Origin of the sequence: Rhodococcus jostii RHA1, from assembly GCF_000014565.1 — a bacterium.
GTDB lineage: Bacteria > Actinomycetota > Actinomycetes > Mycobacteriales > Mycobacteriaceae > Rhodococcus_F > Rhodococcus_F jostii_A.
This window is the reverse complement of the sequence record NC_008268.1, coordinates 1239194-1264772: the sequence shown is the minus strand read 5'-3', so window position 1 is coordinate 1264772 and position 25579 is coordinate 1239194. Positions and strand designations below refer to the sequence as shown.

The window sequence follows — 25579 nt, the reverse complement described above, 5'->3', positions numbered from 1 at the left end:
CGTTCGGCCGCCCCGCACGGCACTTCACTCCTCGGTGAGTTCCATGAGCTGCTCGGCGGCGGTGATGTTGCCGTTGTCGGCGAGGCGGCGGAGTTCGTTCATGTCGCCCAGTTCCGTGGCGAGTTCGATGAGCTGGTCGGCCGCGTCGGAGCTGCCGTTGTCTGCGAGCCGGCGGAGTTCGTCCATGTCACCCCGTTCGCCGGCGAGCTCGATCAGGAGGTCGAGCGCGGTCGAATCGCCGTTGGCCGCCTGCTCGCGCAGGGCGGACAGTTCGATTTCAGTCATGGTGTACATCCTCTTCTCGATCGGGTTTCTTTGTGCGCCGAGCCCGGAGCTCGTCGCGATGCGCGTGCCACTCGTTCAGCAGCGCCGGAAGTCGCTCGCTGAGGAAGTCGGCCAGCGCGACCATCTCCTCGAGCGGGGCGCGACGTTCGGGTGGAGCGTCGGCCAGCAACGCCAATCCCTCCCGGAACAGCGCCGCATGCTCCTGATGGAGAGCGGAATCGAAGTTCTGCGGTTGCTGACTGGCCGGGTCCAGGCTCACCCGGTCCACCCGCTCGCCGGCCATTCGGGTTCGCCGCGCCATCCGATAGCCCTCGAGCAGCTTGACCGCCCCGGTGATGGCGCTCCGGCTCGCCAGCAACGCCTCGCCCAGTTCGTCGATCGTCTGTTGCGGTGGATCGCAGACGAACAGGTACCCCAGCAGCCGTCCCGCCATCGGCGGGAATCCGTACCGGCGTGCGTAGAAACGGCCGACGTGGTCGGCGAATATCAGCTGTGTGTCGGACGGCACAATGCCGAAAATAGCAGTTCTGACTGAAATAGCACAGATTTGTGTCATTTCAGTTCAGCTGCCGTCCTGTGACAGGTTTCGTGGAGTTAACCTGTTCATCGCCCGCGGCCTCGCCGGCAGTGGCATATTCCTGACATGCCCAGGTACAAGGTGACGCTGCGCAACGGCACGTCGAGCGACAAGACCTTCGAATCAGACTTCCAGGCCGTCAACGAGACGCACCGGCCCACCGAAACCGGGGCGGGCATCGTGAAGATCGACCGCTACGAGGACGACGGGGAAGTGACCGGCGTCTGGTCCGCTCCCACCACGAGCCGCAGGTAGCCCGTCAGGTCGCGTCGCGCGAGGTCGCGGAGCCGCGGCGACCGAGTTCGGCCTCGAACGCCGTGATCCGGATGGTGACTCCGCGGACCGTTTCGCAGCCGTAATCGTTCGCGATCGACTCGCCGAGCAGTGCTCGGTGCTCATCCAGCTGGGCGAGCAGTTCGTCGTCGCCGAGCTTGGTCAGGTCGCTGCACACCTCTCGATCGTCCCAGGCGCAGTCGGCGAAACCAATGCCTCACACGAATTTCCACCGGACGCGCAGAACCCCGCCGGGCCACGTGGGTGTGTTGAGTCAGCACCGAAGATGTGAGCAGGGCGGGGCCGTGCGCCGCCCCTGAATGGGGGGAACGAGGCGGCATTTACCATGGTAGGCGCAGTAAAGGGCGCTTGGCGAGATACTCAGCAGAGTTTCAGGAATCAGACATACCGACCGGAACGAGTGCGTGGTTCGCACCCGCCGACGGATTGGTGAGACGCACACGCTATTGCGCGGGAATCCGGCGAATCGGCGCGCAATTGTGCCCCCGGCTAGTGCGCGCGAATGCCTGGACCCACGGTGTCGTAGGCCTCGGCGAGGAGCGCCGCTAGGGTGTCGTCGAGCTGATCGTCGGACGTGATCGTCAAACGGTGCGTGATCACCGTCTTCGTGGTGGGAAACGCCTCGCGGAGCTGCGGGTGATGGACGCGCCGACGCAGGTCGAGAGCGATCTCGAGCCGCGACGAATAGATGAACGCGGCAGCGAAGACGCGGGCACGAGCCCACGCGATCTCGGTCCGGTGGACCCGCTCGTCCACCTCGCCGCACGCGAGAACGAGGTCACGGAACTGCAGCAGGCGCTCGGTGGCGTCCGGGTCCTTGCCTACCAGGTACTCGTCGATCGCGGCATTCATGGGACGCTCCTTTACATCGACTGCAACGTTAGTTGATACAAATATCGGCGTGCATCGAACCTCCCGTCCCGCCACCGCGCGTGCTGCAGGCCTGCTCCTCGGCTTCGCCGGCGACCGCGTGTTCGCCGATCCGGCCCGGTGGCATCCCGTGGCCGGATTCGGACGCACCGCAATGGCATTGGAGAAGGTGACGTACCGCGACTCCCGGCCGGCCGGGATCCTGCACGTGGCGGTCCTCGTCGGCGGAGCGGCGGGGCTGGGGGTCGCCGCGACGCGGATGGCGCGGCGCGGGGGATGGCCAGGCGAGGTAGCCGGAACGGCCGTCGCGACGTGGGCCGTGCTCGGCGGGACGTCGCTGGGACGGACCGGATCGAGCATGGCCGCACACCTGGAGGTGGACGACCTTGCCGCCGCCCGCGCCCTGTTGCCGTCGCTGTGCGGCCGCGACCCCAGCGTGCTCGGCGTCGACGGGCTCACGCGGGCGACGCTGGAGTCGGTGGCCGAGAACACGTCGGACTCGGCGGTCGGGGCATTCGTGTGGGGCGCCGTGGCCGGAATTCCCGGACTGTTCGTCTACCGGGCGTCCAACACCCTGGACGCGATGGTCGGGTACCGCTCGCCGAAGTACCGCAACTTCGGCTGGGCGGCGGCGCGGTGGGACGACGTCCTCAACCTGCTGCCCGCCCGCCTGACGGGTGCGCTGTCCGTCATGGCCGCGCCGGCGGTCGGCGGGTCGCCGAACGAGGCGTGGGAGGCGTGGCGACGCGACGCGTCCCAGCACCCCAGCCCCAACGCGGGCGTCGCGGAGGCCAGCGCGGCGGGCGCACTCGGGATCTCGCTGGGTGGGCGCACCGAATACGCGCACGGCGTCGAGATGCGACCCGTCCTCGGCTCCGGGCCGTCGCCCCTGCCCGTCGACCTCGACCGTGCGGTACGGCTGTCCGCGGCGGTGCAGGTCGGTGCGGCGCTGGTGTCAGCGGCCCTTGCCGTAGCGGTCGGCCAGCTTCGCTTCCGCCGCCGTCCGCGGCGCTGACTCCACCGGCTTGCTTCGGGCGAACGGCTTCTTCCGGGCCACCGGTGTGGGAACCGGGGCGGAGTCGTCGGAGGTCTTCGCGGACTTCTCCTTGCGGCGTTCGCGCCACTCCGCGCGAATGAAGTAGGCCAGGCCGAGCGGGGCCATGATGCCGAACGCCAGCCACTGCAAGCCGTACGACAGGTACGGGCCGGCGTCGAGTTGGGGGAGCGGGATGGTGCCGAGGCCGCCGGGCTGACCGGGTTCGAGTTGCACGTACGCGTCGACGAGATCGGTGCCGATGAAACCGCCGATCTGACCCGCATCGATGTAGTACACCTGGCGGAGCCCGTTCTCGTCGATCGGTTCCTTGCCTGCGATGGTGCCCTCGGACTTTCGGACGCGACCGTCGAGCGTAACCTGCCCGGCCGGCGGCGGATCCACCGGCGGCGGCTCGGTTCCCTGCACAGGGCGGACGTAGCCGCGGTTGACCAGGATCGTGCGACCGTCGGTCAGTTGCAGCGGCGTCAGGACCTCGTACGCGGGCTGCGATTCGATGGACCGCAACCGGACCAGCAGATCACTGTTCTGGACGTAGGCCCCGGTCGCGGTGACGCGGCGCCACTCGTCGTCCGGATTCGGGGCCGCGCCGGACAGCAGGGTCTCCAGCGGGACGGGGTCGGCGTCGACCGAGTCGGCGATCAGCTGGTTTCGGTGCTCCGTCGACGTGTTCTTGCCGAGCTGCCACGGCGCGAGCACGTAGAAACACATGAATGCGAATCCGGCGACCACCAAGGCCAACACCAACCAGCCGGGTCGCAACAGAAATCTCAGCCTTCGCACGCCTCCACGGTAGCCGCTCGCAGGTGGGGACCCTGATCGTGGGTTACCGGCTGCGCACCCAGTCGAGCAACCCGGGCACTGCGGCCTCGATCTGCAGGCGGACCCGTTCGAAGTCCTCGAGGTCGCCGTAGAAGGGGTCTGGGACGGACGACGTGTCCGCGTCCGGGTCGAAGCTGCGCAGCAGCCGGCGGCGTTCGTCGGGCACCCCCATGTGGGCAAGCTCACGGTCGTGGTTGGCCGCCAGTGCGACCACCAGATCGGCGCCGAGATGGAACGGCCCGACCTCCGCGGCCGTGTGGCCCGTCGGGTACCCGTTCAGCTTCAGGGTCTCGTTGGTGCGGATGTCGGCCTCGCGGCCGACGTGCCAGCCGTGGGTCCCGGCGCTGCTCACCGTCACCCGGTCGTCGAGGGCTTCCCGGCGGAGGTGCTCGGCGAAGATCTTCTCGGCCATGGGGGAGCGGCAGATGTTGCCGGTGCACACGAACGTCACGTGCAACGGGGTGTCAGGCTGCGGCATCGAGCATCTTCCCGAGGTGGGCGACGGTCTGCGCCGTCGTGTGCGCGCGCTCGGCCTCGGCCGGGAAACCGTAACCCCACTCGACGAACACCGCGGGGATGCCCCAGTGCGCGGCACCGAGGACGTCGTGGTCACGGTCGCCGACCATCAGGACGTCGGGGGTGGCGCCCTCGGTGGCGGTGACTCCCAGGTTGCGGAGGGAGTGGGCGATCACGTCCGACTTGGCGCGCCGACTGCCGTCGTCGCTGGCACCGCCGATGAACTCGAAGTAGTGGGCCAGTTCGAAGTGTTCGAGGATGCGGATCGCGAACCGTTCGGACTTCGACGTGGCGACGGCGAGCCGTCGGCCGCTGTCGCGGGCGTCGATCAGCACCTTCTCGATGCCGTCGAAGACGGCGTTCTCCGCCCACCCCACGCTGTCGTAGCGCTCGAAGTAGGCCGCGACCGCCTGCTGCACGACGTCTTCGTCCAGCCCCATCGACCGGAACGTGTCGATCATCGGCGGGCCGATGACGGCGTCGATCATCTCGTCGGTCGGTTCCGGCTGCCCGATCGTCGCGAGCGCATGACGGAACCCGGCGTGAATGCCGGGCGCGGAGTCGGTGAGCGTGCCGTCGAGATCGAACAGCACGATCGGAGCCGACAGGGCCGAAGGGGCGGAGGACAGGGAGGTGGAGAGAGATGTCACCGGACCATTGTCCCTTAGGCTCGACGGTTGTGGACATTCGTGCCGGTACCCGGGAGAGCCTGCGTCACCACGGAGACGTGGATGCGGGGCCCGGTCTCCTCGATTTCGCAGTGAACGTGCAGGGCGACGGGCCCCCGGAATGGCTGCGACTGCGTCTCGCGGACGCGTTGCCGCGCCTGGGCTCCTATCCCACCGTCGGGGCCGATCGCGCCGCCCGGACCGCAGTCGCCGCCCGGCACGGCCGGACGCCCGAGGAGGTGCTGCTCCTCTCGGGTGGGGCCGAGGGCTTCTCCCTGCTCCCGCGGCTCGGGGTCCGGGAGGCAGCACTGATCCATCCGTCGTTCACGGAACCGGAGTGGGCGCTGCGGGAGGCGAACGTGCCCGTCACACAGGTGCTGCTCGACGACCCGTACGTCCTGGATGCCGCCGCGATTCCCGAATCCGCCGACCTGGTGGTGATCGGCAACCCGACCAACCCCACCTCGGTGCTGCACCCCGCGGAGGAGATTCTGCGGCTGCGCCGGCCCGGCCGGATCGTCGTGGTCGACGAGGCGTTCGCCGACGCGGTGCCGGGCGAGGTCGAGTCGCTCGCCGGTCGTTCGCTGCCCGACGTGCTGGTGCTGCGCAGCCTCACCAAGACGTGGGCACTGGCCGGACTGCGGTGCGGGTACGCGCTCGGCTCCCCGGAGATCCTCGAACGCCTGCAGGTGGGGCGGGCGCACTGGCCGCTGGGAAGCCTGCAGGTGGAGGCGATCGCCGCATGCAGCGAACCGGACGCCGTCGCCGCCGCTCGGGAGCACGCCGTCGTGCTGGGTGCGTGGCGGGACGACATGATCCGGCGGCTGAACGCGATCGGCGTCGCGGTGCACCAGCCCGCCGTCGCACCGTTCCTGCTGCTCCGACTGCCGGACGGCGAACTCGTGCGGAAGCAATTACGCGAGCGGGGCATCGCCGTGCGGCGGTGCGACACGTTCCCCGGACTCGGTCCCGACTTCCTCCGGGTCGCGGTCCGACCCCCCGAGCAGACCGATGTGCTGATCGACGCGATGAAGGAGGTTGTGTGAACCCGGTGCGTCTCGCCGACGTGATCGCGGCCCTGGATGCGGCATACCCGCCCGCCCTCGCCGAATCGTGGGACTCCGTCGGCCTCGTGTGCGGCGACCCCGACGACACGGTGACGACGGTGACGATCGCGGTCGATCCGACCGCCGAAGTCGTCGACGAGGCGATCGACGCCGGCGCCGACCTTCTCCTCGTCCACCACCCGCTGCTGCTGCGCGGCGTCGACACCGTCGGCGCGCACACCCCGAAGGGCGCACTCGTCCACAAACTGATCAAGGCCGGATGCGCCCTGTTCACCGCGCACACCAACGCCGACTCCGCGGACCCCGGCGTCTCCGACGCCCTGGCCGCGGCGCTCGGACTCACCGTCACCGGACCGATCGACCCACACCCCACCGAGGACCTGGACAAGTGGGTCGTCCTGGTCCCGGCAGGCGACGCCGACACGGTGCGCCGCGCCCTGTTCGACGCGGGCGCCGGACACATCGGCAACTACCGCAACTGCAGCTGGTCCGTCACCGGGCAGGGCCAGTTCCTCCCGACCGACGGCGCGAACCCCACCCTCGGCGCGGTCGGTGCGCTCGAACGCGTCGAGGAGAGCCGGGTGGAGGTGATCGCCCCGCGCGGCATCCGGCAGAAAGTGCTCGCCGCGATGCGCGCCGCCCACCCGTACGAGGAGGTCGCGTTCGACGTGTTCGAGATGGCGACGTTCCCCGGACCCCGCGGACTCGGGCGGTTCGGGGAGCTCCCCGAACCGCTGTCGCTGCGCGACTTCACCGACCGGGTGGCGGACGCCCTGCCCGCCACGACGTGGGGTGTGCGGGCCGCGGGCGACCCCGAAGCGACGATCCGCACCGTCGCGGTGTGCGGCGGCTCCGGCGACTCGTACCTGGACGCCGTCTCCCGACTCGGCGTGGACGCCTACGTCACCGCCGATCTGCGACACCACCCTGCGGACGAGCACCTGCGCGCCGGAGGTCCGGCCCTGATCGACGTCGCGCACTGGGCGAGCGAGCAGCCGTGGTGTGACCAGGCCAAGGGCGTCCTCGACGCCGCGTTCGGCCGCACACCGGAATGGCAGGTTCGGGTGTCGGCCGTACGAACCGATCCGTGGTCGGTCAGCGCGTCGCCGTCGTAGCGCCGTCCGGCCGAAACCAGTGATCCGCCGGGGTACGGTTGACACCCAAGCAATCTGCACACCAGAACCCTTCACAGAAGACAGCAGGAGTTACCACGCGTGAACGTCGAACCACAGGTGCAGTCCAAGCTTCTCGACCTCGCCGGCGTAGATGCGGAGCTGTCGAGGATCGCCCACCGACGCACCGCGCTTCCGGAGCGTCAGGAAGTCGAGCGGCTCGAGGCGGAGCGCGTCACCCGTAAGGACGCGGCCGTGGCCGTCGAAATCGTCCTCGACGATCTCGACCGCGACATCCGCAAACTCGAAGGTGAGGTCGACGCCGTCCGTCAGCGCGAGGACCGCGACCGCACACTGCTCCAGAGCGGAACGGTCGGATCGAAGCAGCTCACCGAACTCGAACACGAACTCGGCAGCCTCGTCCGCCGTCAGGGACTGCTCGAGGACGAATTGCTCGAGGTGATGGAACGGCGCGAGGCGTCGCAGTCCGACCACGACCACGCCGGTGCGCAGCTGTCGCAGATCGAGGAAGACCTCATCGACGCCGGCCGCCGCCGGGACGACGCCGTCGCGGATCTGGACGCCGCCGAGCAGCGCTGCATCCGCGACCGAACGGCCCTGGCCGACCAGTTTCCCGCCGACTTGATCGCCGTCTACGAGAAGCAGCGGAGCCAGAACGGCGTCGGAGCGGCACTGCTGCAGTCGCGGCGCTGCGGAGCATGCCGCATCGAACTCGATCGCGGCGAGATCTCCCGGATCACCGCCACCGCACCCGACGTCGTCGTGCGCTGCTCCGAATGCGGCGCGATCCTGGTGCGCACCAAGGAGTCGGGTCTGTGAGTGCCGGTCGGGTCGTCGTCGAGGCCGACGGTGGTTCGCGCGGCAATCCCGGACCCGCCGGCTACGGCGCCGTGGTGTTCGACGCCGCCAACGGCACCGTTCTCGCGGAGCGCAAGGAGAGCCTCGGGATCGCCACCAACAACGTCGCCGAGTACCGGGGCCTGATCGCCGGTCTCGACGCCGCCGCCGAACTCGGCGCCTCCGAGGTGGACGTGCGGATGGACTCCAAACTGGTGGTCGAGCAGATGTCCGGGCGCTGGAAGGTCAAGCACCCGGACATGATTCCGCTGCAGCGCCAGGCGTCCACACTCGCCCGGCAGTTCGATTCTGTGACGTACACGTGGATTCCGAGGGCGGAGAACGCGCACGCCGACCGCCTCGCCAACGAAGCCATGGACGGCGCCGACGGCGATGCCGACGTCGAACCGGAACCGGCTGCCGTCCCCTCGGAGAAGACCACCCCCGCGGCACCGGGCTGGATGGACACGACGGGCGCCCCGACCCGGATGCTGCTGCTCCGGCACGGGCAGACCCCGCTGTCCGTCGACCGGCGCTACTCGGGTCGCGGGAACCCGGCCCTCACCGAGATCGGGCAGGCCCAGGCGAACGGCGCGGCCGTCCGCTTCGCGGGCAACAACGGAATCGCGGCCGTGGTGTCGTCCCCGCTGGGGCGCGCGCAGCAGACCGCGACGGCGGCGGCGAAGGTGCTCGGACTCCCGGTCACCGTGCACGAGGGCCTCACCGAAACCGACTTCGGCGAGTGGGAGGGCCTCACGTTCCGGGAAGCTGCCGAGCGCGACCCCGAACTGCACCGCAAGTGGTTGTCGGACACGTCGGTGTGCCCGCCCGCGGGGGAGAGCTTCGACGAGGTGCGGGAGCGCATCCTGAAGGTCCGCGACGACCTCACCGCCTCCTACGCCGGCTCCACGATCCTCGTGGTCACCCACGTGACCCCCATCAAGACCCTGCTGCAGTTGGCGCTCGACGCGGGACCCTCCCTGCTGTACCGGCTGCATCTGGATCTGGCGTCGCTGAGCATCGCCGAGTTCTATCCCGACGGCGGCTCGTCCGTCCGGCTGGTGAACGACACCTCCCACCTGTGAGTACTTGTTAACCGCCCGCGGTTAACAAGTACTCACAGGCCCAGAGGGCAACGACCGCGGCGAGCAGGGTCAACGGCGTGGTCACCAGCGCGAGAACCGTGAACGTCCGGAGATCTGCGGGAGATCCGGCTCGCGCGGCCACGCGCCGCCACAGCATGATCGCGAGTGATCCCACGTAGGTGAGGTTGGGGCCGAGGTTCACACCGAGCAGCATCGCCAGCACGAGTCCGGTCGGAGGGTGCGGTCCGAGCGCCGCCAGCAGGAGCAGCGTGGCGGGCAGGTTGTTCACCAGGTTCGCCGCGACCGCGGCGACGACGGCCATCGTGAGCAACGCGGTGAACGACGTGTCGGTCGGCAGCCGCGTGGCGATCCATTCGCCGATCGGACCGTTGGCGACCCCGGCCACGACGACGCCGAGGATCAGGACGAACGCGCAGAACCACACGTCGATCGAATACACGATCCGTCTCACGCTGGTCCGGCCGTCGCGCAGGGCGACGACGCCCAGCACGATCGCCCCCGCCGCGGCCACCCATGCCGGTGCGACCCCGACGAAGCCGGACACCGCGAACCCGAGGAGTGTGGCCGCGATGATCGACAGTGCGGCGACCGGCGCCTGCGGATCGCGTTTCGGCTCCGGCTCGGCTTCGGGCCGGCCGAGGTGACGCTGGAAGAACACGCGGAACAAGATGAGTTCGACGATGATTGCCACCGCCCACGGCAGGGCCATCACGGCGGTGAAATGCAGGAAGGTCAATCCGGTCGCCGAGAACGCGATGAGGTTTGTCAGGTTGGACACGGGCAGCAGGGTCGACGCGGTGTTCGACAGGTGAGCCGTGGCGTACGAGTGGGGGCGCGGATCCATTCGCAGCGAGCGGGCCGTCGCGATCACCGCCGGTGTCAGCAGGACCACCGTGGCATCGAGACTCAGCACCGCGGTGGTCAGCGCCGCCGCCCCGAACACGAGTGTCAGCAACCTCTTCGGATCCCCCCGCGCCCCCCGGCGCAACCGGCCCGCGATCCAGGTGAACACACCCATGGCGTCCGCGAGGTGCGCGAGCACGAGGATCGCCGCCAGGAACCCGACGGTGGGGGCCATCTCCGACACTTCGTCCCAGGCGTCCGACGGCGTCACCAGACCGGTGGCCAGGACGACGACCGCAGCCGGTGCGGCCGCGACGATCTCGGGCAGCCTGCGTGGGCGCACGACCGCGAAGACGAGGACTCCGGCGACGAGCGCCACCGCCAGAACTGTCACCGAGGGGTCACTTCAGGAGCTTGTGGAGGGTGCGCAGATTCCGGGTCGTGGTGAACGCCTTGAGCTTGGGAGCGCCGGTGCTCCTGCCGAACCTGCTCTTCAGCGTCATGCCCCGTTCGACTTCCCAGTACAGGACGCCGTCGCCGGCCTGCACCCGTTCGACCTCCGGATCCAGCTCGTCCCGGATGCTCAGAAGTGTGTCCAGGACGTCGGGTTCGGGCGTCACCAGCACGTATGGGTGCCAGCCTTCTCTCTCGGGGTCGAATGGGTAGTCCTCGACGATCTTCCGGACCGTGTCGAGGTCGAGGACGAAAACCCAGGCTTCGTAGTGGAATTCGGCACGCAGCGCGGCTTCGATCTCCCTCTTCAGGGCGGGGGCGTCGCCGCGGTCGGAGTCGAAGAGCACGTTGCCCGACGCGAGAACGGTCTTCACGTTCTCGAATCCGAGATCGACGAAGGTGCTGCGGAGGTCGGCCATCTTGATGTTGATGCCGCCCACGTTGATGCCGCGCAGGAGGGCGGCGTATCGGGTCATGAACAGACCATAGTGCGGCGACATGACACGTTCGCACGGACTGTAGGCTGATCGCGCGGACGAGTTGGCCGGGCGACCGCGGCACAGGGAACCAGCACTTCAGTGCACAGGCCCTGAGTCGAGGAAAGTCCGGACTCCACAGAGCAGGGCGGTTGTTAACGGCAACCCGAGGTGACTCGCGGGACAGTGCCACAGAAAACAGACCGCCGATGCCACATCCTCCGGGGTGTGGCGTCGGTCAGGGTGAAACGGTGCGGTAAGAGCGCACCAGCACCCCGGGTGACCGGGGTGGCTAGGTAAACCCCGCCCGGAGCAAGGTTGAAGGCCGCACCGGTTCCTCCGGGATCCCGGTGCGGCTGCGCAGGTGTTCGAGGGCTGCTCGCCCGAGCCTGCGGGTGAACCGCTCGAGGTACCCGGCGACGGTGTGCCCAGATGGATGGTCGCCACCCGGCGCTTCGGCGCCCGGGGACAGGATCCGGCTTACACGCCAACTCGTTCGCCTCACCCTTGTACCAATCGGCGAGGTCACGGCCCCGACTGGCGAATAACAAACAGACCGGTTACCATCTTTCCCGCATCGGCCCGACCGACCCGAATCGGGGTCGATGTCGGGGCCCGTCGCCCACATCCGTGGGCGACGGGCCCCACTATCGGCTGGCAGTAGATGTTACTCGTGATAGCGGTAACATCTGTCCATGGACTTGCCTCACGACATCGCCGGCTCCGGCCCCACCCTCGTACTCGTGCACGGGGTGGTGCATCGCCGGCAGGCCTGGAACGCCCTCCTGGACCAGTTGACGCCCTACCGCCGGGTGGTCACCGTCGACCTTCCGGGGCACGGAGAATCGGCCGCACTCGACGACGGCCCGGACATGATGGATCAACTCCTCGAGGAACTGAGCGGGTTCGTCCGCTCGGTGACGCCGGCCGGGGAACGCCCGCACGTAGCGGGGAACTCGCTCGGAGGCTGGCTGTCCCTCGCTCTGGCGGCCCGGGGCGAGGTCGCCTCGGCCACGGCGCTCTCACCGGCCGGCTTCTTCGTCAACCATGCCGATCAAGCACGCACCATCTACACGTTCCGCGCCCTGCGCGGACTCGCCCGGGCGATGGGTCCGAACGCTCCGAAGGCTTTGCGATACAAGGCCGTCCGCTATCCCTCGCTCGCCGCCTTCTTTGCCCGGCCCAGCCGGGTGCCGTACGAGGACGCCGTGATCGACACGCACTCGCTCACTACGAATGCCCTGGTCGACAAGGGGATGACAGCAAAGTTCGATCTCCCGCCGGTCGTCGACGCGACGGTTCCCGTCACCGTGGCGTGGGGGCGGCGCGACCTGATTCTGCCGGTGTATCAGGCACGACGCGTGCGCCGCTTCTTCCCGCAGGCGCAGATACTGGTCCTGCCCGGCATCGGGCACGTCCCGATGACCGACGACCCGAATCTGATCAGCACGATTCTGCTCGGCGGCAGTTCGGCGAGTGCCGGCGACTCCCGGAACTGACCTCGGTCCTACCGCGCCTCGGCGACGACGCCGGCACCGAAACCGAACAGGACCGTTCCGGTGATCCGATCCAGGACCCGTCGCACCGACGGCTTCTCCAGCGTGGTGCGCGCCCGGGTCAGCAGGAGGCTGTACGCGCCGAGCCAGACGATCCCGAGGAGCCCGTGAACGAGCACGAGCAACGCCAGGGTCGGGGCGGTCGGCCACCCGGGCGGAACGAGTTGCGGGAGCAGGCCGGTGTAGAACACCGCGATCTTGGGGTTCAGGAGGTTCGTCAGGAACCCGGCCCGCCAACTCGATCCCGGCGACGGAACAGGTGCCGGTTCGACCGCGGCGGTGCGTCGTCGCGACCGGCTGCGCCAGAGGGTGGAGAGCCCCAGATACACCAGGTACATCCCGCCGACGATCTTCACGACGGTGTACGCCTCCGCGGAGGCGGCGAGCACCGCTCCGAGCCCGACGACGGTCAGCGCGCCCCACACCGTCAACCCGGCGACCACACCGAATGTCGCCCGCAGCGCGGCGCCGCATCCACCGGACAGGCCCGCGCGCGTCACCACCGCCATGTCCGGGCCGGGAATGACGGTCAGGAGCCCGAGCACCGCGAACGCGGTCACCACGACACCGATCATGGGGTCAGTATGTCGGGCGCGCTCAGCGCAGTGAAATCCACACCTGCGACTTGCCGAGCACCGCGTGTCCGTCGAAGGTCACCGTCAGGTCGATCCGGGCGGTGCCCGCGGCCTCGTCGACCTGCGCGGCCTTCGCGACGACCTCGACGACCGCGCCCTCGTCCGGGGCGACGATCACCGGCTTGGTGAAGCGGGCGCGGTATCCGGTGACGCGTGCCGGGTCGCCGAGCCAGTCGACGACGCACTGCGTCGCCAGTCCCAGCGTCAGCATGCCGTGCGCCAGCACGCCCGGCAGGCCCACGGCGTCCGCGACGTCGTCCCGGTAGTGAATGGAGTTGAAGTCGCCGGACGCCCCGGCATAGCGGACCAGGGATTCGCGGGTCACGGTATATCGGGACTTGGCGACGGTGTCGCCGAGCATGATTCGCCCCGGGGACGTCATTCCTCCCCCCTGACGAACAGGGTCGACGTCATGGTGCTCACGTGATCGCCTGTGGCGTCGAGGATCTCGATGTCGGCGACGAGCAGTGTGTGCGGGCCGCGCGACGTCACGTTCGTGACGGTAAGTATCGCGGAGAGTTCGTCGCCCGCCACGACCGGGCGGACGGACGTGGCGTGCTCGGTGCTGTGCACCAGGTTGACGGGCTCGATTCCCGACGTCGGATCCGCGACGAGCTGCGCCAGTGCACGTTCCTGCACGATGACGGGAAACGTGGGCGGGGCAACGAGATCGGCGTGACCGGCGGCGCGGGCACTGTCGACGTCGAACGACGTCGGGTTGGTGGCGAAGACGGCGCGGGCGAATTCCCTGATCTTCTCGCGGCCGACGAGGTAGGGCTCGGTCGGTGGGTAGACACGACCCTCGATCGCTGGATTCACTGCCATCAGATCAGCCTAGAGACGTGCAGTCCCCGGGGCAGGGCGAAGCGTTCGGACCAACGTCACGAATGTGTCGCGGGCGTGCCTGCCCCTTCACAGCGAAGCCCCCGCCGGACACGTCCGGCGGGGGCTTCGAGGTATCGACTGATCGATAGCCGTCAGACGGGATCGACCATCAGCAGTTGGGCCCAGTAGGTGGCGCCTTCGGCACCGAGGTAGGGAAGTAGCTGATCAAAAATGATCGTTGACATGCTCGCTCCATTCTCTGTTCGGGCACTGCGCCGGAAAGGCGAGCCATCGGCACCGCACTGACCGGCGCCGGGGACCGTATCACCGGACAGGTCTCCGAGGGTAACAGTCTGAGCGTGATCCACAACCCCACACGTCCCACCGGTGCCACACTGAGGGAATGACTGACGAAGATCATCTCTGGTACTACAACGTCGACGACGGCACGGTCACGCAGGGGAAGGCGGCATCGTCGATGTCCCGGATGGGGCCGTACCCCGACCGCGCGTCCGCCGAAAAGGCGCTGCAGATCGCCGCGGAGCGGAACAAGGCGGCGGACCGGGCAGACGAGGAGTGGAACAACTAGCGTTGCGGAAAGGGTGTGTGTGAGGTGCCGATGAGTCGTTTCGTTGCGCGCGGAATCGATTTCGGCACCGTGCGCACCGAATTCCACCTGCCGGAGGGGTATCCGCCCGCGGCGGTCGCGCAGGCGCGGGCGGCATCCGATCGGTACGCGTCCGAGCGGGAGGACCGCACCGATCTGGCGTTCGTCACCATCGATCCGCCCGATTCCCTGGATCTCGATCAGGCGCTGCATCTGGAGCGGACACACGGCGGATTCGTCCTGCACTACGCGATCGCGGACGTCGGCGCGGTCGTGGAGCCCGGTGGGGTGCTCGATGTGGAGACCCGCAAACGCGGGCAGACGTTCTACCTGCCCGACGGCAAGGTGCCGCTGCACCCGAAGGAGCTCTCCGAAGGATCCGCGAGTCTCCTTCCGGACGAGGACCGCCCGGCGGTGGTGTGGCGGATCGAACTCGACGAGTCGGCCGAACCGGTGTCCTGCACGGTGTCCCGTGCCACGGTCCGTTCCGTGGCACGGCTGGACTACGCCGGTGTGCAGGCCGATGCGGAGGCGGGACGACTGCATCCGTCGATCGCGTCGCTGCCGGAGTTCGGCCGGCTCCGCACCGCGGCGGCGGTGGCGCGCGGCGCGATCGAACTCCGGCTCCCCGAGCAGGAAGTGGTGCCGGACGGGGACGGCTGGCGCGTCGACCTCGCGCCCCGCACCGAGGCCGACGACTGGAACGCCGAGATCTCGCTCCTCACCGGAATGTGCGCCGCGGCCATGATGCTCGACGCGAAGGTCGGGTTGCTCCGCACCCTGCCGCCCGCCGGGCCGGACGCGGTCGAGGCGCTGCGACGCACGGCGTCGGCGTTGGGGATCGACTGGCCGCAGAGCGTCGGGGTAGGTGAACTCCTGGCGCGGCTCGATCCGAATTCGGCGTCGACGCTGGTGCTGATGACCGAGGCGCCGTCACTGCTGCGGGGCGCCGACTACGCGGCGTTCGACGGCGCCCTGCCCGAATTGACGACGCACGCCGCCATCGGCGCCCCGTACGCCCACGTGACCGCGCCGTTGCGCCGGCTCTCGGACCGGTATTCCACGGAGGTGTGCCTCGCCGCCACCGCGGGAACACCGGTGCCGTCCTGGGCGCGGGAAGCGCTGGGCTCGATGCCCGAGATCATGGTCGGCTCGGATTCTCTCGCGAGCAAGATCGACCGTGCCTGCATCGACCTCACCGAAGCGACCGTGCTCGCCGACCGGGTGGGGGAGACGTTCGACGCGACCGTGCTGCGGTCACGGAACGGCAAGCGCACCGCGGACGTGTTCGTCCCGTCCGTATCCGTGATGGCGAAATGCGTGGGCGACCCGGCCGAGGGCGAACAGGTGAAGATCAGGCTCGTCTCTGCCGACGTCGCGAAGCGGACCGTCGAGTTCGGTTACCCCGCATAGCGGGTCAGTCGCGGAACCGGTCCGTTGCCTCGACGAGGTGATGCACGATGCCCGGCTCCATCGCGGAGTGTCCGGCGTCGTCGACGATCTCGAGCCGCGAATCCGGCCAGGCCCGGTGAAGCGCCCACGCACTGGTCGCCGGGCACACCACGTCGTAGCGTCCCTGCACGATCACGCCCGGAATGCCGTCCAGTGCGGCGGCGTCCCGGAGAAGCTGACCCTCGTCCAGGAAGCCGCGGTTGTGGAAGTAGTGGTTCTCGATGCGGGCGAAGGCCAGCGCGAACCTCGGCTGGGACGTCTCCACCACCCGTTCCGGTTTGGGGAGCAGCGAACTCGTCGCGCCCTCCCACGTGGACCACGCGACCGCGGCCCGCGTCGCGACGTCGGGATCGTCGGACTGCAGGAGCCGGTGGTAGGCCTCGACGAGGTCGCCACCCCGCTCCGGTTCCGGGACCGGAGCCAGGAACTCCTCCCACAGTTCGGGGAACAGGTGTCCGGCGCCGCCGTTGTAGTACCAGTCGATCTCGCTGCGGCGCAGCAGGAAGATCCCCCGCAGCACCAGTTCGGTGACCCGGTCGGGATGCTTCTGGGCGTAGGCGAGAGCCAGTGTGGAGCCCCACGACCCGCCGAAGACCTGCCACCGGTCGATGCCGAGATGGGCGCGCAGCAACTCCACATCGCCGAGGAGACGGCCGGTGGTGTTGACCGACAGATCCGCCCCGTCGGCGACGTGGGGTGTGGAACGTCCGCATCCGCGCTGGTCGAGGAGCACGATCCGGTACACCTGCGGGTCGAAGAACTGTCGTTGCGCAGGATCGGTGCCGCCCCCGGGCCCGCCGTGGAGGAACACCACCGGCTTCCCGTCGGGGTTGCCGCTCTGCTCCCAGTACATCTGCTGTCCGTCGCCGACGTCGAGATGCCCGAACTGGTACGGCTCGAGCGGCGGGTACAGGGTGCGCAGCTGGGTCACGTCGGCCTCAGAACCCGATCAGGCCGGACGCCAGATCGGGGATCTCCAGCGCGGTCACCGCCTCCTGCCGGATGCCGGGGCAGGCCGCCGTCGTGATCACGTCGATCCGGCCCCGGTCCTGCAGGAAATCGAGCGCGTTGAGGTTGTTCTGCGCGATCCATGTGCCGACGAGACCGTTCAACCCGGTCTTGCCGATGGTCGGGGTGTAGGTGCGCCAGCTCTGCAACTGACCTTCGAGGTCGGTGCACAGCTGGGCGGCCTGCGCCTCGGTGACGCCACCCGGCACGAGGGCGGTGCCGGGTACCGCGGTGGTGGCCGGCGCCGGGGGTGCGGTGGTGCCGGGCGCGGGTGCGGGGCCGGGGCCGGCGCACCCCGTGACGACCGCCGCGGCCGCCACCGTCCCGGCCGCCATCACGGCCAGGCGGTGACGCCGTCCGGTGCCGTGCACGTGTCGCTGTCCCATGAACATCCCCTCGAGTGTGTGCCGGCCCGGTGAGTCGAGGACGGCCTAGAAGCTGTGCTCTTCCGCCGGGAACGTTCCGGCGCGTACCTCGGTCGCGTATGCGGCGGCCGCGCTGCGCAGCTCGTCCCCGACGTTACCGAAGCGCTTGACGAACTTCGCCGTCTTGCCGCTGGTGTAGCCGGCCATGTCCTGCCACACGAGGACCTGGGCGTCACACTCGACGCCCGCTCCGATGCCCACGGTGGGGATGGTGAGCTTGCGGGTGACCTGGCCTGCGATCTCGGCGGGCACCATCTCCATGACGACGGAGAACGCGCCGGCCTCCTGCACGGCGATCGCGTCGGCGACCAACTGCTCGGCGGCGTCGCCGCGGCCCTGCACGCGGAAACCGCCGAGCGAGTTCACGCTCTGCGGGGTGAACCCGACGTGGGCCATGACGGGGATGCCTGCCGCGGTGATGGCGGCGATCTGCGGCGCGACGCGCTCGCCGCCCTCGAGCTTGACCGCGTGGGCCAGCCCCTCCTTCATGAACCGGGTCGCGGACGCGAGGGCCTGTTCGGGGGAGCTTTCGTAGCTGCCGAAGGGGAGGTCCGCCACCACGAGAGCGTGCGGCGCACCGCGGACGACGCCGCGAACGAGGGGGAGGAGTTCGTCGATCGTGACCGGGACGGTGGTCTCGTATCCGTAGACGACGTTGGCGGCCGAATCGCCGACGAGGAGAACGGGAATCCCAGCTTCCTCGAAGATGCGGGCGCTGGAGTAGTCGTAGGCGGTGAGCATCGCCCAGCGTTCACCCTCGGCCTTCATGGCCTGCAGGTGGTGGGTTCGGGTCTTGCGCTTGGGAACGTCGTGCGATGGTGCTGATCCGTAGAGCCGATCTTCTGACGTGCTCGCGGACGACTTGCTATCGGACATCGTTGTCCCTTTCTGGCCTCGAGGCCCTTGACGGGTCCCCGGGTGCGGGTGATGACGCCTACAGTCTGCCACCGGCCCGCGGGGGAGCGAAGGGCTCGCGCGGGTGCGATAGGTCACACCCCCTGCCTGTCCTCTGACCTGCGGGAAGGCCTGTCGGCGCAGAACCCCTGGCACGATCGTCCTATGTCGAAGAGTGCTCGAGTACCGGCCGCGTTCGCGGGGTGCATCGCCGTCCTCCTTGTCGTCGCAGGCTGTGCGGGAGGCGGACGGGACGCCGGTGAGGCAGTCGCCGAACCGTCGGCGGCCGAGGCGGCTCCGGCCGGGCCGATCCCCGCCGGGCTCGAGGAGTACTACACGCAGCAGGTGCAGTGGGCCTCGTGCGAGGGATACAGCACGGACGGGTCTCCGCTCGGCGACACTCTCGACTGCGCGAAGGTGACCGTGCCGAACGACTACGCGAATCCCGGGGGCGCCACCGCTCAGATCGCCGTCTCCCGGTCGAAGGCGACCGGCGACAAGGTCGGATCGCTGCTCGTGAACCCCGGCGGCCCGGGGGCGTCCGGTATCGGGCTGGCGTCCGTGGCCGACGGCACCGAGATCGCGGAGCGGTTCGACGTCATCGGTTTCGATCCGCGCGGCGTCGGCGCGTCCACCCCGCAGGTGACCTGCCTGACCCCGCCGGAGGTGGACGCCAGACGCAAGGACGACGACGTCGACATGAGTCCCGCCGGAATCGCGCGGACGGAGGCCGAGAACCGCGAGTACGCGGACAAGTGCGCGGACCGGACCGGTGTCGACGTCCTCGCGCACGTCGGCACGTACGACGTGGTGCGCGACATGGACGTCATCCGGGCGGTGCTCGGTGACGAGAAGCTCAACTACCTCGGCTACTCGTACGGCACCCGGCTCGGCTCGACGTACGCGGAGACGTTCCCGGGCAACGTGCGCGCGATGGTCCTCGACGGTGCCCTCGATCCCGAGCAGGACCCGACGGAGGAAGTGATCCTGCAGGCGGCCGGTTTCCAGTCCGCGTTCGACGCGTTCGCCGCGGACTGCATGCAGCAGCCGGACTGTCCGCTGGGCACCGACCCGGCACAGGCGAACGCGAGGTTCCGGGCGCTCGTCGACCCGCTGATCGACAAGCCGGCCGCGACCACCGACCCGCGCGGACTCAGCTACACCGATGCGATCACCGGCGTCCAGCAGGCCCTGTACTCGCCGAATCTGTGGGGCCCGCTCCGCGGCGGTCTGGAGAGCCTGCAGACGGGGACCGGTGATTCGCTGCTCATGCTGGCCGATCTGTACGAGGGGCGCGCCGACGACGGCACGTACTCGAATCTCAACGACGCGTTCAATTCGATCCGCTGCATGGACGATCCGCCGGTCACCGACCGCGCGGTCGTCGGGGAGGCGGACGTGCGGTACCGCCAGGCGGCGCCGTTCCTCGACGACGGTCGCGGCACCGGCAACGCGCCGCTGGACGTGTGCGCGTTCTGGCCCGCGCCGAACACGGGCGCGCCGCACACGGTGTCGGCGCCCGGGATCCCGCCGGTCGTCGTCGTGTCGACGACCGAGGATCCGGCGACGCCGTACCAGGCGGGTGTGGATCTGGCGAAGCAGATGAACGGCTCGCTCGTCACGTACCGGGGCACTCAGCACACCGTCGTTCTCGACGGCGAGGCGTGCGTCGACGACGCTGTTTCGGACTATCTGGTCGACCTCGCGGCGCCGGCTGCGGATCTGGCGTGCTGACCCATGCCTGTGACGGGATCGGCCGAGGTGCCCGCACGCTGGCACGATGCGGAATCCGGCAGAGTCGAATCAACGAAGTAACACAGATTTAACGAACTTTGCTTACTCTCGCGGATATGGATCGCCAAAAGGAATTCGTGCTTCGCACCCTCGAAGAGCGCGACATTCGGTTCGTCCGATTGTGGTTCACGGACGTTCTCGGATACCTGAAATCGGTGGCGATCGCCCCCGCGGAACTGGAAGGCGCCTTCGAGGAGGGCATCGGCTTCGACGGATCCGCGATCGAGGGCTTCTCCCGGGTGTCCGAGGCGGACACGGTCGCGAAGCCGGACGCGTCCACGTTCCAGGTGCTGCCGTGGAGTTCGAGCAAGGGGCACCAGCACTCCGCCCGCATGTTCTGCGACATCGCCATGCCCGACGGTTCGCCCTCCTGGGCGGATTCGCGGCACGTGCTGCGCCGTCAGCTGAACAAGGCGAGCGATCTGGGCTTCAGCTGCTACGTGCACCCCGAGATCGAATTCTTTCTCCTGGAGAACGGGCCGATCGACGGCACCCCGCCGAAGCCCGCCGACTCCGGCGGCTACTTCGACCAGGCCGTCCACGACTCCGCCCCCAACTTCCGCCGGCACGCCATCGACGCACTCGAGTCGATGGGCATCTCCGTCGAGTTCAGCCACCACGAAGCGGCCCCCGGCCAGCAGGAGATCGACCTGCGGTACGCGGACGCCCTCTCGATGGCCGACAACGTGATGACGTTCCGCTACGTCGTCAAGGAGGTCGCGATCGCCGAAGGTGTGCGCGCCACGTTCATGCCGAAGCCGTTCAGCGATCAGGCCGGTTCGGCGATGCACACCCACATGAGCCTGTTCGAGGGCGACACCAACGCCTTCCACAACCCGGACGATCCGATGCAGCTGTCGGAGACCGGTAAGGCGTTCATCGCCGGCATCCTCGAGCACGCCAACGAGATCAGCGCCGTCACCAACCAGTGGGTCAACTCCTACAAGCGGCTGATCCACGGTGGCGAGGCCCCGACCGCCGCGTCCTGGGGTCCGTCCAACCGGTCGGCGCTGGTCCGCGTCCCGATGTACACGCCGAACAAGGCGTCGTCGCGTCGCGTCGAGATCCGCAGCCCCGATTCGGCCTGCAACCCGTACCTGACGTTCGCGGTGCTCCTCGCCGCGGGTCTGCGCGGAATCGAGAAGGGCTACGAACTTCCGCCGGAGGCCGAGGACGACGTGTGGGCGTTGACGTCGGCCGAGCGCCGCGCCATGGGCTACCGGGAACTGCCCGGCAACCTCGACGGCGCGCTGCGCGAGATGGAGAAGTCGGAGTTGGTGGCCGAAGCACTCGGCGAGCACGTGTTCGACTTCTTCCTGCGCAACAAGCGTCGCGAGTGGGAGGAGTACCGGAGCCACGTGACGCCGTTCGAACTCAAGACGTATCTGGGGTTGTGAGCAAGAGCATGGTGAAGCCTCCGGCAGCGCGTTCTGCCGTTCCCGGCCCGGGTCGCCTGGGTCTCGTCGAGCCGACCGCTCCGTCCGAACTCCGCGATCTGGGCTGGGTCGGTGAAGACAGCATCGAACTGCTCTGGTCGTTGTCGCGGGCCGCGAACGCCGACCTCGCCCTCCGCACCCTGGTGCGCCTGAAGGACGGCCTCGGCGAGGACTGGGCCGAACTCGATGCGGCGCTCCGCACCGACAAGGGCCTTCGTGGCCGGCTGTTCGGTCTGTTCGGTGCGTCCAGCGCGTTCGGTGACCATCTGGTCGCGGATCCCGCGTCCTGGAAGATCCTCGCCGGCGACGTCCGCCTCCCGTCGAAGGACGAGGCGACCGCCACGATGATGGCCTCGGTCGGGGCCGAACCCGAGGAAGGCGCCCACCCGGACGCCAACCTCTACCGGGCGAAGGTCACCGGACCCGATGCCATCGCGGCGCTGCGCAAGACGTACCGCGACGAGCTGATGCTGCTCGCCGCCGTCGACCTCGCGGCGACTGTCGAGAACGAACCGGTACTTCCGTACCAGACGGTCGGGCATCAGCTGTCCGATCTGGCGGACGCCGCGCTGAACGCCGCCCTCGCGGTGGCCGTCGCAGCCGTGTGCCCGGACGCCCCCTGTCCCGTGCGGCTGGCGGTCATCGCCATGGGCAAGTGCGGTGCCCGCGAACTCAATTACGTCAGCGACGTGGACGTGGTCTTCGTCGCCGAACCCGCCGACGCGACCGCCAGCCGGATCGCGGGCGAGATGATGCGCATCGGCTCCTCGGCCTTCTTCGACGTGGACGCCGCGCTGCGGCCGGAGGGCAAGCGCGGGGAACTCGTCCGCACCCTCGAATCCCACGTCGCGTACTACAAACGCTGGGCCAAGACCTGGGAGTTCCAGGCGCTGCTCAAGGCCCGCCCGATGATCGGCGACGCCGCGCTCGGACAGCAGTACGTCGACGCCCTCAGCCCGATGGTGTGGACCGCGTCGGAGCGTGAGGACTTCGTTCCCGAGGTGCAGGCGATGCGCCGCCGGGTCGAGGAGATGGTTCCGCCGGAACTGCGCGAACGCGAGCTGAAACTGGGACGCGGAAGTCTGCGCGACGTCGAGTTCGCCGTCCAGCTCCTGCAACTCGTGCACGGGCGCGCGGACGAGGCTCTGCACGTCCAGAGCACCATCGACGCGCTGACCGCTCTCGCCGCCCGCGGCTACGTGGGTCGCGACGACGCCGCGAATCTCGCTGCGTCCTACGAGTTCCTGCGGTTGCTCGAGCACCGGCTGCAGTTGCAGAAGCTGCGGCGCACACACACCCTCCCACCCGCCGACGACGAGGAGGCGCTGCGCTGGCTGGCCCGGGCGGCGCACATGCGGCCGGACGGCAGCAAGGACGCGCTCGGCGTTCTCAACGCGGAGATCAAGCGCAACTCGCACCGCGTGCGGCGCCTGCATGCCAAGCTGTTCTACCGGCCGCTGCTCGAATCGGTGGCGCGCATCGACAAGGAGGCGCTGCGGCTGAGCCCGGACGCGGCCATCCGCCAGCTGGCGGCGCTGGGTTACACCGCCCCGGAGAACGCGCTCGGCCACCTCACCGCTCTGACCAGCGGCGCGTCCCGTAAGGGCCGCATCCAGGCGCTGCTGCTGCCGACCCTGCTCGAATCGCTCGCCGACACACCGGATCCCGATGCGGGTCTGCTCGCGTACCGACGGCTGTCGGACGCGATGACCGATCAGACCTGGTTCCTCCGGCTGCTGCGTGACGAGGCGTCGGTCGCCGAGCGGCTGATGACGGTGCTGGGATCCTCCGCCTACGTTCCCGACCTGCTGATCAAGGCGCCGGACGTGGTGCGCCTGTTCGCGGATTCGCCGGCCGGACCGCGACTGCTGGAGTCGAAGCCGGAGGACGTCGCGCGCGGCATCCTGACGGCGTCGGCACGCCACGACGACCCGGCCCGCGCGATCGCTGCGGCGCGGTCGCTGCGTCGCTACGAGCTGGCGCGTATCGCGTCCGCGGACATCCTCGGCATGCTCGACGTGCAGGGCGTGTGCAAGGCGCTGTCGTCCGTGTGGGCGGCGGTGCTCAATGCTGCCCTGGCGGCGGTGATCAAGGCGAGCGAGAAGGAACTCGGCACGCCCGCTCCCGCGACATTCACGGTGATCGGCATGGGCCGCCTCGGTGGCGGTGAGCTCGGCTACGGCTCCGACGCGGACGTGCTGTTCGTCTGCGAGCCGCGCGAGGGGATCGACGAGACCGTCGCCGTCAAGTGGGCCAACAGCATCGGCGACAAGGTGCGGGCCCTGCTCGGCGCGCCCAGCACCGATCCGCCGCTCGAGGTCGACACGGGCCTGCGCCCGGAGGGTCGCAGCGGCCCGATGGTGCGCACCCTGGCGTCCTACGAGGCCTACTACGCGCAGTGGGCGCAGGCCTGGGAGATCCAGGCGCTGCTGCGCGCGCATCACGTCGCGGGCGACGCCGATCTGGGGCTGCGCTTCCTGCACATGATCGACAAGACCCGCTACCCGGAGGGCGGGGTGTCGGAGCAGGCGGTGCGCGAGATCCGGCGCATCAAGGCGCGCGTCGACTCCGAGCGGTTGCCGCGCGGCGCCGACCCCGCGACGCACACCAAACTCGGGCGCGGCGGCCTCGCCGACATCGAATGGACCGTGCAGCTGATCCAGCTTCGGCACGCCCACGAGATCGAGTCGCTGCACAACACGTCGACGCTCGAGACGCTCGACGCGATCGGCGCGGCCGAGTTGCTCAGCGAGTCCGACGTCGAATTGCTCCGTGACGCGTGGATCACCGCGACGAAGGCGCGCAACTGCCTGGTGCTCGTCCGCGGCAAGGCCACCGATCAGCTGCCCGGTTCGGGACGGGTGCTGTCCGCGGTCGCGCAGATCGCCGGCTGGGGTGGCAGTGATGCGGGCGAGTTCCTCGACCACTACCTGCGGGTGACCCGGCGGGCCAAGGCTGTGGTGGAGAGAGTCTTCGGGGAGTGATCGCCACCCGGGGGGTGCGGGCACTGACGGCCCTCGGATGGCTCGCGGTGCTCGTCGGCGTGTTCGGCGTCGTGCTGAGATTCCTCGACGTCCAGAACCAGCGCCTGCTCGTGCTGGCGTCTGCGGCGCCGTACCTGATGGCCGTCGCCGCGGTCGGGGTGCTGTTGCTCGGAATCGCCCGGCACTGGACCGGTTTCGGCGTCGCGCTGATGGTGGCCGTGGTGGCCACCCTGTCGCAGGGCCCGCTGTACGTCGCGAACGGTGCGGTGACGGCGTCCGGGCCGGAACTGACGGTGATGCAGGCCAACATCTGGCTCGGCAACGCGGACGCCGACTCCCTCGTCCGGCAGATCCGGGACCGCGGCGTCGACGTGCTCACCGTCAACGAACTGACACCGGAGGCCGTCGACCGGTTGGTGGCAGCGGGAATCGAATCGACCCTGCCGTTCTCGTTCCTCATGCCCGGCAGCGGCGGCGAGGGAACCGGGATCTGGAGCCGGTACCCGCTGACCGACAAGGTCCACCACTCGGAATTCGTCCTGTCCGCGCTGTCGGCCCGGGTGGAACTCCCGGACGGTGCGAGCACGGCACTGTACGCGTTCCACCCGGTTCCGCCGTGGCCGTCGGATCCGTCGCTGTGGTCGCGCGAGATGGACCGCATCAAAGCCATTCTCGACGCCGTCCCCGCCGACTCGGGACCCGTGATCGTCAGCGGCGACTTCAACTCCACCCGCGACCACGTGAAGTACCGCAACCTCGTGACCGGACGCTACCGCGATGCCGCCGACCAGGTGGGTGCCGGAATCCAGAACACGTATCCCGCCGACCGGCAGCCGTTGCCGCCGATGATCGCGATCGATCACATCGTCACGAGCGGCGCACAGGCGCAGTCCGTGGAATCGGTGGTGCTGACGGGTTCGGATCATCGCGGCCTGATCGCGAAGATCGGCCTCGGCAGCTGA

General features: G+C 69.1%; 28 protein-coding genes and 1 other RNA gene. 14 read left to right on the top strand and 15 right to left on the bottom strand.

The window, feature by feature from the left end:
• Positions 1-24: 24 nt before the first annotated feature.
• On the bottom strand, positions 25-285 hold the full coding sequence (locus tag RHA1_RS05770; RefSeq protein ID WP_011594295.1) for a hypothetical protein: 261 nt from the start codon (positions 283-285) through the stop codon (positions 25-27).
• The gene (locus tag RHA1_RS05765) at positions 278-793 is read right to left on the bottom strand and encodes a GbsR/MarR family transcriptional regulator (protein ID WP_009473909.1); all 516 of its coding nucleotides are present in this window, start codon (positions 791-793) and stop codon (positions 278-280) included. The genes RHA1_RS05770 and RHA1_RS05765 overlap by 8 nt, the downstream gene beginning before the upstream one ends.
• 135 nt (positions 794-928) lie before the next feature.
• On the opposite strand from RHA1_RS05765, the gene RHA1_RS05760 reads away from it, so the two are divergent.
• Positions 929-1117, top strand: coding sequence for a hypothetical protein (locus tag RHA1_RS05760; protein WP_011594293.1), 189 nt, complete (start codon positions 929-931; stop codon positions 1115-1117).
• A 4-nt stretch (positions 1118-1121) separates the two neighbouring features.
• Here the strand turns inward: RHA1_RS05760 and RHA1_RS05755 are convergent, their stop codons facing one another.
• Both RHA1_RS05755 and RHA1_RS05750 read right to left on the bottom strand, forming a co-directional pair.
• Complete coding sequence (locus RHA1_RS05755) at positions 1122-1313, bottom strand: hypothetical protein (RefSeq protein WP_009473907.1); 192 nt, start codon at positions 1311-1313, stop codon at positions 1122-1124.
• Positions 1314-1645: 332 nt separating this feature from the next.
• Positions 1646-2008, bottom strand: coding sequence for a DUF5655 domain-containing protein (locus tag RHA1_RS05750; protein WP_009473906.1), 363 nt, complete (start codon positions 2006-2008; stop codon positions 1646-1648).
• 49 nt (positions 2009-2057) lie between these two features.
• Between RHA1_RS05750 and RHA1_RS05745 the strand changes: the two genes are divergently transcribed.
• Positions 2058-3041, top strand: coding sequence for a cobalamin biosynthesis protein (locus tag RHA1_RS05745; RefSeq protein ID WP_041811132.1), 984 nt, complete (start codon positions 2058-2060; stop codon positions 3039-3041).
• Here RHA1_RS05745 and RHA1_RS05740 read toward each other — a convergent pair.
• From RHA1_RS05740 to RHA1_RS05730, 3 genes are read right to left on the bottom strand one after another with little or no spacing between them, the layout of a single operon-like run.
• On the bottom strand, positions 2982-3863 hold the full coding sequence (locus RHA1_RS05740) for an SURF1 family cytochrome oxidase biogenesis protein (RefSeq protein ID WP_011594291.1): 882 nt from the start codon (positions 3861-3863) through the stop codon (positions 2982-2984). The genes RHA1_RS05745 and RHA1_RS05740 overlap by 60 nt on opposite strands.
• 43 nt (positions 3864-3906) lie before the next feature.
• Positions 3907-4380: a low molecular weight protein-tyrosine-phosphatase gene (locus RHA1_RS05735; protein ID WP_009473904.1), complete on the bottom strand. Its 474-nt coding sequence runs from the start codon at positions 4378-4380 to the stop codon at positions 3907-3909.
• Positions 4367-5068 carry an HAD-IA family hydrolase gene (locus RHA1_RS05730; RefSeq protein WP_011594289.1) on the bottom strand — a complete coding sequence of 234 codons (702 nt, stop codon included), beginning with the start codon at positions 5066-5068 and terminating at the stop codon, positions 4367-4369. Before RHA1_RS05730 ends, RHA1_RS05735 begins: the two co-directional genes overlap by 14 nt.
• Before the next feature lie 29 nt (positions 5069-5097).
• Between RHA1_RS05730 and cobC the strand changes: the two genes are divergently transcribed.
• From cobC to RHA1_RS05710, 4 genes are all read left to right on the top strand, one after another.
• A complete protein-coding gene (cobC, locus tag RHA1_RS05725; RefSeq protein ID WP_050787248.1) occupies positions 5098-6132 on the top strand; it encodes an Rv2231c family histidinol phosphate aminotransferase CobC in 1035 nt (344 codons plus the stop codon).
• Positions 6129-7268 (top strand): Nif3-like dinuclear metal center hexameric protein, encoded by a 1140-nt coding sequence (locus RHA1_RS05720; RefSeq protein ID WP_011594287.1) that lies wholly within the window; start codon positions 6129-6131, stop codon positions 7266-7268. Before cobC ends, RHA1_RS05720 begins: the two co-directional genes overlap by 4 nt.
• 99 nt (positions 7269-7367) lie before the next feature.
• Positions 7368-8105 carry a zinc ribbon domain-containing protein gene (locus RHA1_RS05715; protein ID WP_009473900.1) on the top strand — a complete coding sequence of 246 codons (738 nt, stop codon included), beginning with the start codon at positions 7368-7370 and terminating at the stop codon, positions 8103-8105.
• On the top strand, positions 8102-9208 hold the full coding sequence (locus RHA1_RS05710) for a bifunctional RNase H/acid phosphatase (protein ID WP_011594286.1): 1107 nt from the start codon (positions 8102-8104) through the stop codon (positions 9206-9208). Before RHA1_RS05715 ends, RHA1_RS05710 begins: the two co-directional genes overlap by 4 nt.
• 7 nt (positions 9209-9215) lie before the next feature.
• Here RHA1_RS05710 and RHA1_RS05705 read toward each other — a convergent pair whose 3' ends face one another.
• Both RHA1_RS05705 and RHA1_RS05700 read right to left on the bottom strand, forming a co-directional pair.
• A complete protein-coding gene (locus RHA1_RS05705; protein ID WP_011594285.1) occupies positions 9216-10466 on the bottom strand; it encodes an SLC13 family permease in 1251 nt (416 codons plus the stop codon).
• A gap of 7 nt (positions 10467-10473) precedes the next feature.
• Complete coding sequence (locus RHA1_RS05700; protein WP_041812321.1) at positions 10474-11001, bottom strand: DUF1697 domain-containing protein; 528 nt, start codon at positions 10999-11001, stop codon at positions 10474-10476.
• A gap of 60 nt (positions 11002-11061) precedes the next feature.
• Between RHA1_RS05700 and rnpB the strand changes: the two genes are divergently transcribed.
• Both rnpB and RHA1_RS05695 read left to right on the top strand, forming a co-directional pair.
• An RNA gene (gene rnpB, locus RHA1_RS44810) (RNase P RNA component class A) lies at positions 11062-11500 on the top strand.
• 196 nt (positions 11501-11696) lie between these two features.
• The gene (locus tag RHA1_RS05695; RefSeq protein WP_011594282.1) at positions 11697-12500 is read left to right on the top strand and encodes an alpha/beta fold hydrolase; all 804 of its coding nucleotides are present in this window, start codon (positions 11697-11699) and stop codon (positions 12498-12500) included.
• 8 nt (positions 12501-12508) lie between these two features.
• Here the strand turns inward: RHA1_RS05695 and RHA1_RS05690 are convergent, their stop codons facing one another.
• From RHA1_RS05690 to RHA1_RS05680, 3 genes are read right to left on the bottom strand one after another with little or no spacing between them, the layout of a single operon-like run.
• Positions 12509-13132, bottom strand: a complete 624-nt coding sequence (locus RHA1_RS05690; protein ID WP_009473821.1) for a LysE family translocator — start codon at positions 13130-13132, stop codon at positions 12509-12511.
• Between the two features lie 22 nt (positions 13133-13154).
• The gene (locus RHA1_RS05685) at positions 13155-13574 is read right to left on the bottom strand and encodes a MaoC/PaaZ C-terminal domain-containing protein (RefSeq protein ID WP_011594281.1); all 420 of its coding nucleotides are present in this window, start codon (positions 13572-13574) and stop codon (positions 13155-13157) included.
• Positions 13571-14017, bottom strand: coding sequence for an FAS1-like dehydratase domain-containing protein (locus RHA1_RS05680; RefSeq protein ID WP_011594280.1), 447 nt, complete (start codon positions 14015-14017; stop codon positions 13571-13573). Before RHA1_RS05680 ends, RHA1_RS05685 begins: the two co-directional genes overlap by 4 nt.
• 403 nt (positions 14018-14420) lie before the next feature.
• On the opposite strand from RHA1_RS05680, the gene RHA1_RS05670 reads away from it, so the two are divergent.
• Both RHA1_RS05670 and RHA1_RS05665 read left to right on the top strand, forming a co-directional pair.
• Positions 14421-14606, top strand: a complete 186-nt coding sequence (locus RHA1_RS05670) for a hypothetical protein (RefSeq protein ID WP_009473817.1) — start codon at positions 14421-14423, stop codon at positions 14604-14606.
• Positions 14607-14636: 30 nt separating this feature from the next.
• Positions 14637-16037, top strand: coding sequence for an RNB domain-containing ribonuclease (locus RHA1_RS05665; RefSeq protein ID WP_011594279.1), 1401 nt, complete (start codon positions 14637-14639; stop codon positions 16035-16037).
• A 4-nt stretch (positions 16038-16041) separates the two neighbouring features.
• Here the strand turns inward: RHA1_RS05665 and pip are convergent, their stop codons facing one another.
• Genes pip through panB form a run of 3 tightly spaced genes read right to left on the bottom strand, consistent with a single transcriptional unit; the run spans position 16042 to position 18385 of the window.
• Positions 16042-17007, bottom strand: coding sequence for a prolyl aminopeptidase (gene pip / locus RHA1_RS05660; protein WP_011594278.1), 966 nt, complete (start codon positions 17005-17007; stop codon positions 16042-16044).
• A 7-nt stretch (positions 17008-17014) separates the two neighbouring features.
• Positions 17015-17476 (bottom strand): hypothetical protein, encoded by a 462-nt coding sequence (locus RHA1_RS05655; RefSeq protein ID WP_041811129.1) that lies wholly within the window; start codon positions 17474-17476, stop codon positions 17015-17017.
• Between the two features lie 39 nt (positions 17477-17515).
• Entirely contained in the window at positions 17516-18385 is an 870-nt protein-coding gene (panB, locus tag RHA1_RS05650) for a 3-methyl-2-oxobutanoate hydroxymethyltransferase (RefSeq protein WP_009473813.1), read from the bottom strand.
• 183 nt (positions 18386-18568) lie between these two features.
• Between panB and RHA1_RS05645 the strand changes: the two genes are divergently transcribed.
• From RHA1_RS05645 to RHA1_RS05630, 4 genes are all read left to right on the top strand, one after another.
• On the top strand, positions 18569-20137 hold the full coding sequence (locus RHA1_RS05645) for an alpha/beta hydrolase (RefSeq protein ID WP_041811127.1): 1569 nt from the start codon (positions 18569-18571) through the stop codon (positions 20135-20137).
• A gap of 116 nt (positions 20138-20253) precedes the next feature.
• Positions 20254-21594: a type I glutamate--ammonia ligase gene (gene glnA / locus RHA1_RS05640; protein WP_005247775.1), complete on the top strand. Its 1341-nt coding sequence runs from the start codon at positions 20254-20256 to the stop codon at positions 21592-21594.
• An 8-nt stretch (positions 21595-21602) separates the two neighbouring features.
• The gene (locus RHA1_RS05635; RefSeq protein ID WP_011594275.1) at positions 21603-24617 is read left to right on the top strand and encodes a bifunctional [glutamine synthetase] adenylyltransferase/[glutamine synthetase]-adenylyl-L-tyrosine phosphorylase; all 3015 of its coding nucleotides are present in this window, start codon (positions 21603-21605) and stop codon (positions 24615-24617) included.
• Positions 24614-25579 carry an endonuclease/exonuclease/phosphatase family protein gene (locus tag RHA1_RS05630; protein WP_011594274.1) on the top strand — a complete coding sequence of 322 codons (966 nt, stop codon included), beginning with the start codon at positions 24614-24616 and terminating at the stop codon, positions 25577-25579. Before RHA1_RS05635 ends, RHA1_RS05630 begins: the two co-directional genes overlap by 4 nt.

Excerpts from the sequence above, each read along its gene's own strand:
- RHA1_RS05770 (WP_011594295.1), bottom strand. The coding sequence starts at position 285 with ATGACTGAAATCGAACTGTCCGCCCTGCGCGAGCAGGCGGCCAACGGC.
- RHA1_RS05760 (WP_011594293.1), top strand. The coding sequence starts at position 929 with ATGCCCAGGTACAAGGTGACGCTGCGCAACGGCACGTCGAGCGACAAG.
- RHA1_RS05750 (WP_009473906.1), bottom strand. The coding sequence starts at position 2,008 with ATGAATGCCGCGATCGACGAGTACCTGGTAGGCAAGGACCCGGACGCC.
- RHA1_RS05735 (WP_009473904.1), bottom strand. The coding sequence starts at position 4,380 with ATGCCGCAGCCTGACACCCCGTTGCACGTGACGTTCGTGTGCACCGGC.
- RHA1_RS05700 (WP_041812321.1), bottom strand. The coding sequence starts at position 11,001 with ATGACCCGATACGCCGCCCTCCTGCGCGGCATCAACGTGGGCGGCATC.
- RHA1_RS05695 (WP_011594282.1), top strand. The coding sequence starts at position 11,697 with ATGGACTTGCCTCACGACATCGCCGGCTCCGGCCCCACCCTCGTACTC.
- RHA1_RS05690 (WP_009473821.1), bottom strand. The coding sequence starts at position 13,132 with ATGATCGGTGTCGTGGTGACCGCGTTCGCGGTGCTCGGGCTCCTGACC.
- RHA1_RS05685 (WP_011594281.1), bottom strand. The coding sequence starts at position 13,574 with ATGACGTCCCCGGGGCGAATCATGCTCGGCGACACCGTCGCCAAGTCC.
- RHA1_RS05680 (WP_011594280.1), bottom strand. The coding sequence starts at position 14,017 with ATGGCAGTGAATCCAGCGATCGAGGGTCGTGTCTACCCACCGACCGAG.
- RHA1_RS05670 (WP_009473817.1), top strand. The coding sequence starts at position 14,421 with ATGACTGACGAAGATCATCTCTGGTACTACAACGTCGACGACGGCACG.
- RHA1_RS05665 (WP_011594279.1), top strand. The coding sequence starts at position 14,637 with ATGAGTCGTTTCGTTGCGCGCGGAATCGATTTCGGCACCGTGCGCACC.
- RHA1_RS05655 (WP_041811129.1), bottom strand. The coding sequence starts at position 17,476 with ATGTTCATGGGACAGCGACACGTGCACGGCACCGGACGGCGTCACCGC.
- panB (WP_009473813.1), bottom strand. The coding sequence starts at position 18,385 with ATGTCCGATAGCAAGTCGTCCGCGAGCACGTCAGAAGATCGGCTCTAC.
- RHA1_RS05645 (WP_041811127.1), top strand. The coding sequence starts at position 18,569 with ATGTCGAAGAGTGCTCGAGTACCGGCCGCGTTCGCGGGGTGCATCGCC.
- glnA (WP_005247775.1), top strand. The coding sequence starts at position 20,254 with ATGGATCGCCAAAAGGAATTCGTGCTTCGCACCCTCGAAGAGCGCGAC.
- RHA1_RS05635 (WP_011594275.1), top strand. The coding sequence starts at position 21,603 with ATGGTGAAGCCTCCGGCAGCGCGTTCTGCCGTTCCCGGCCCGGGTCGC.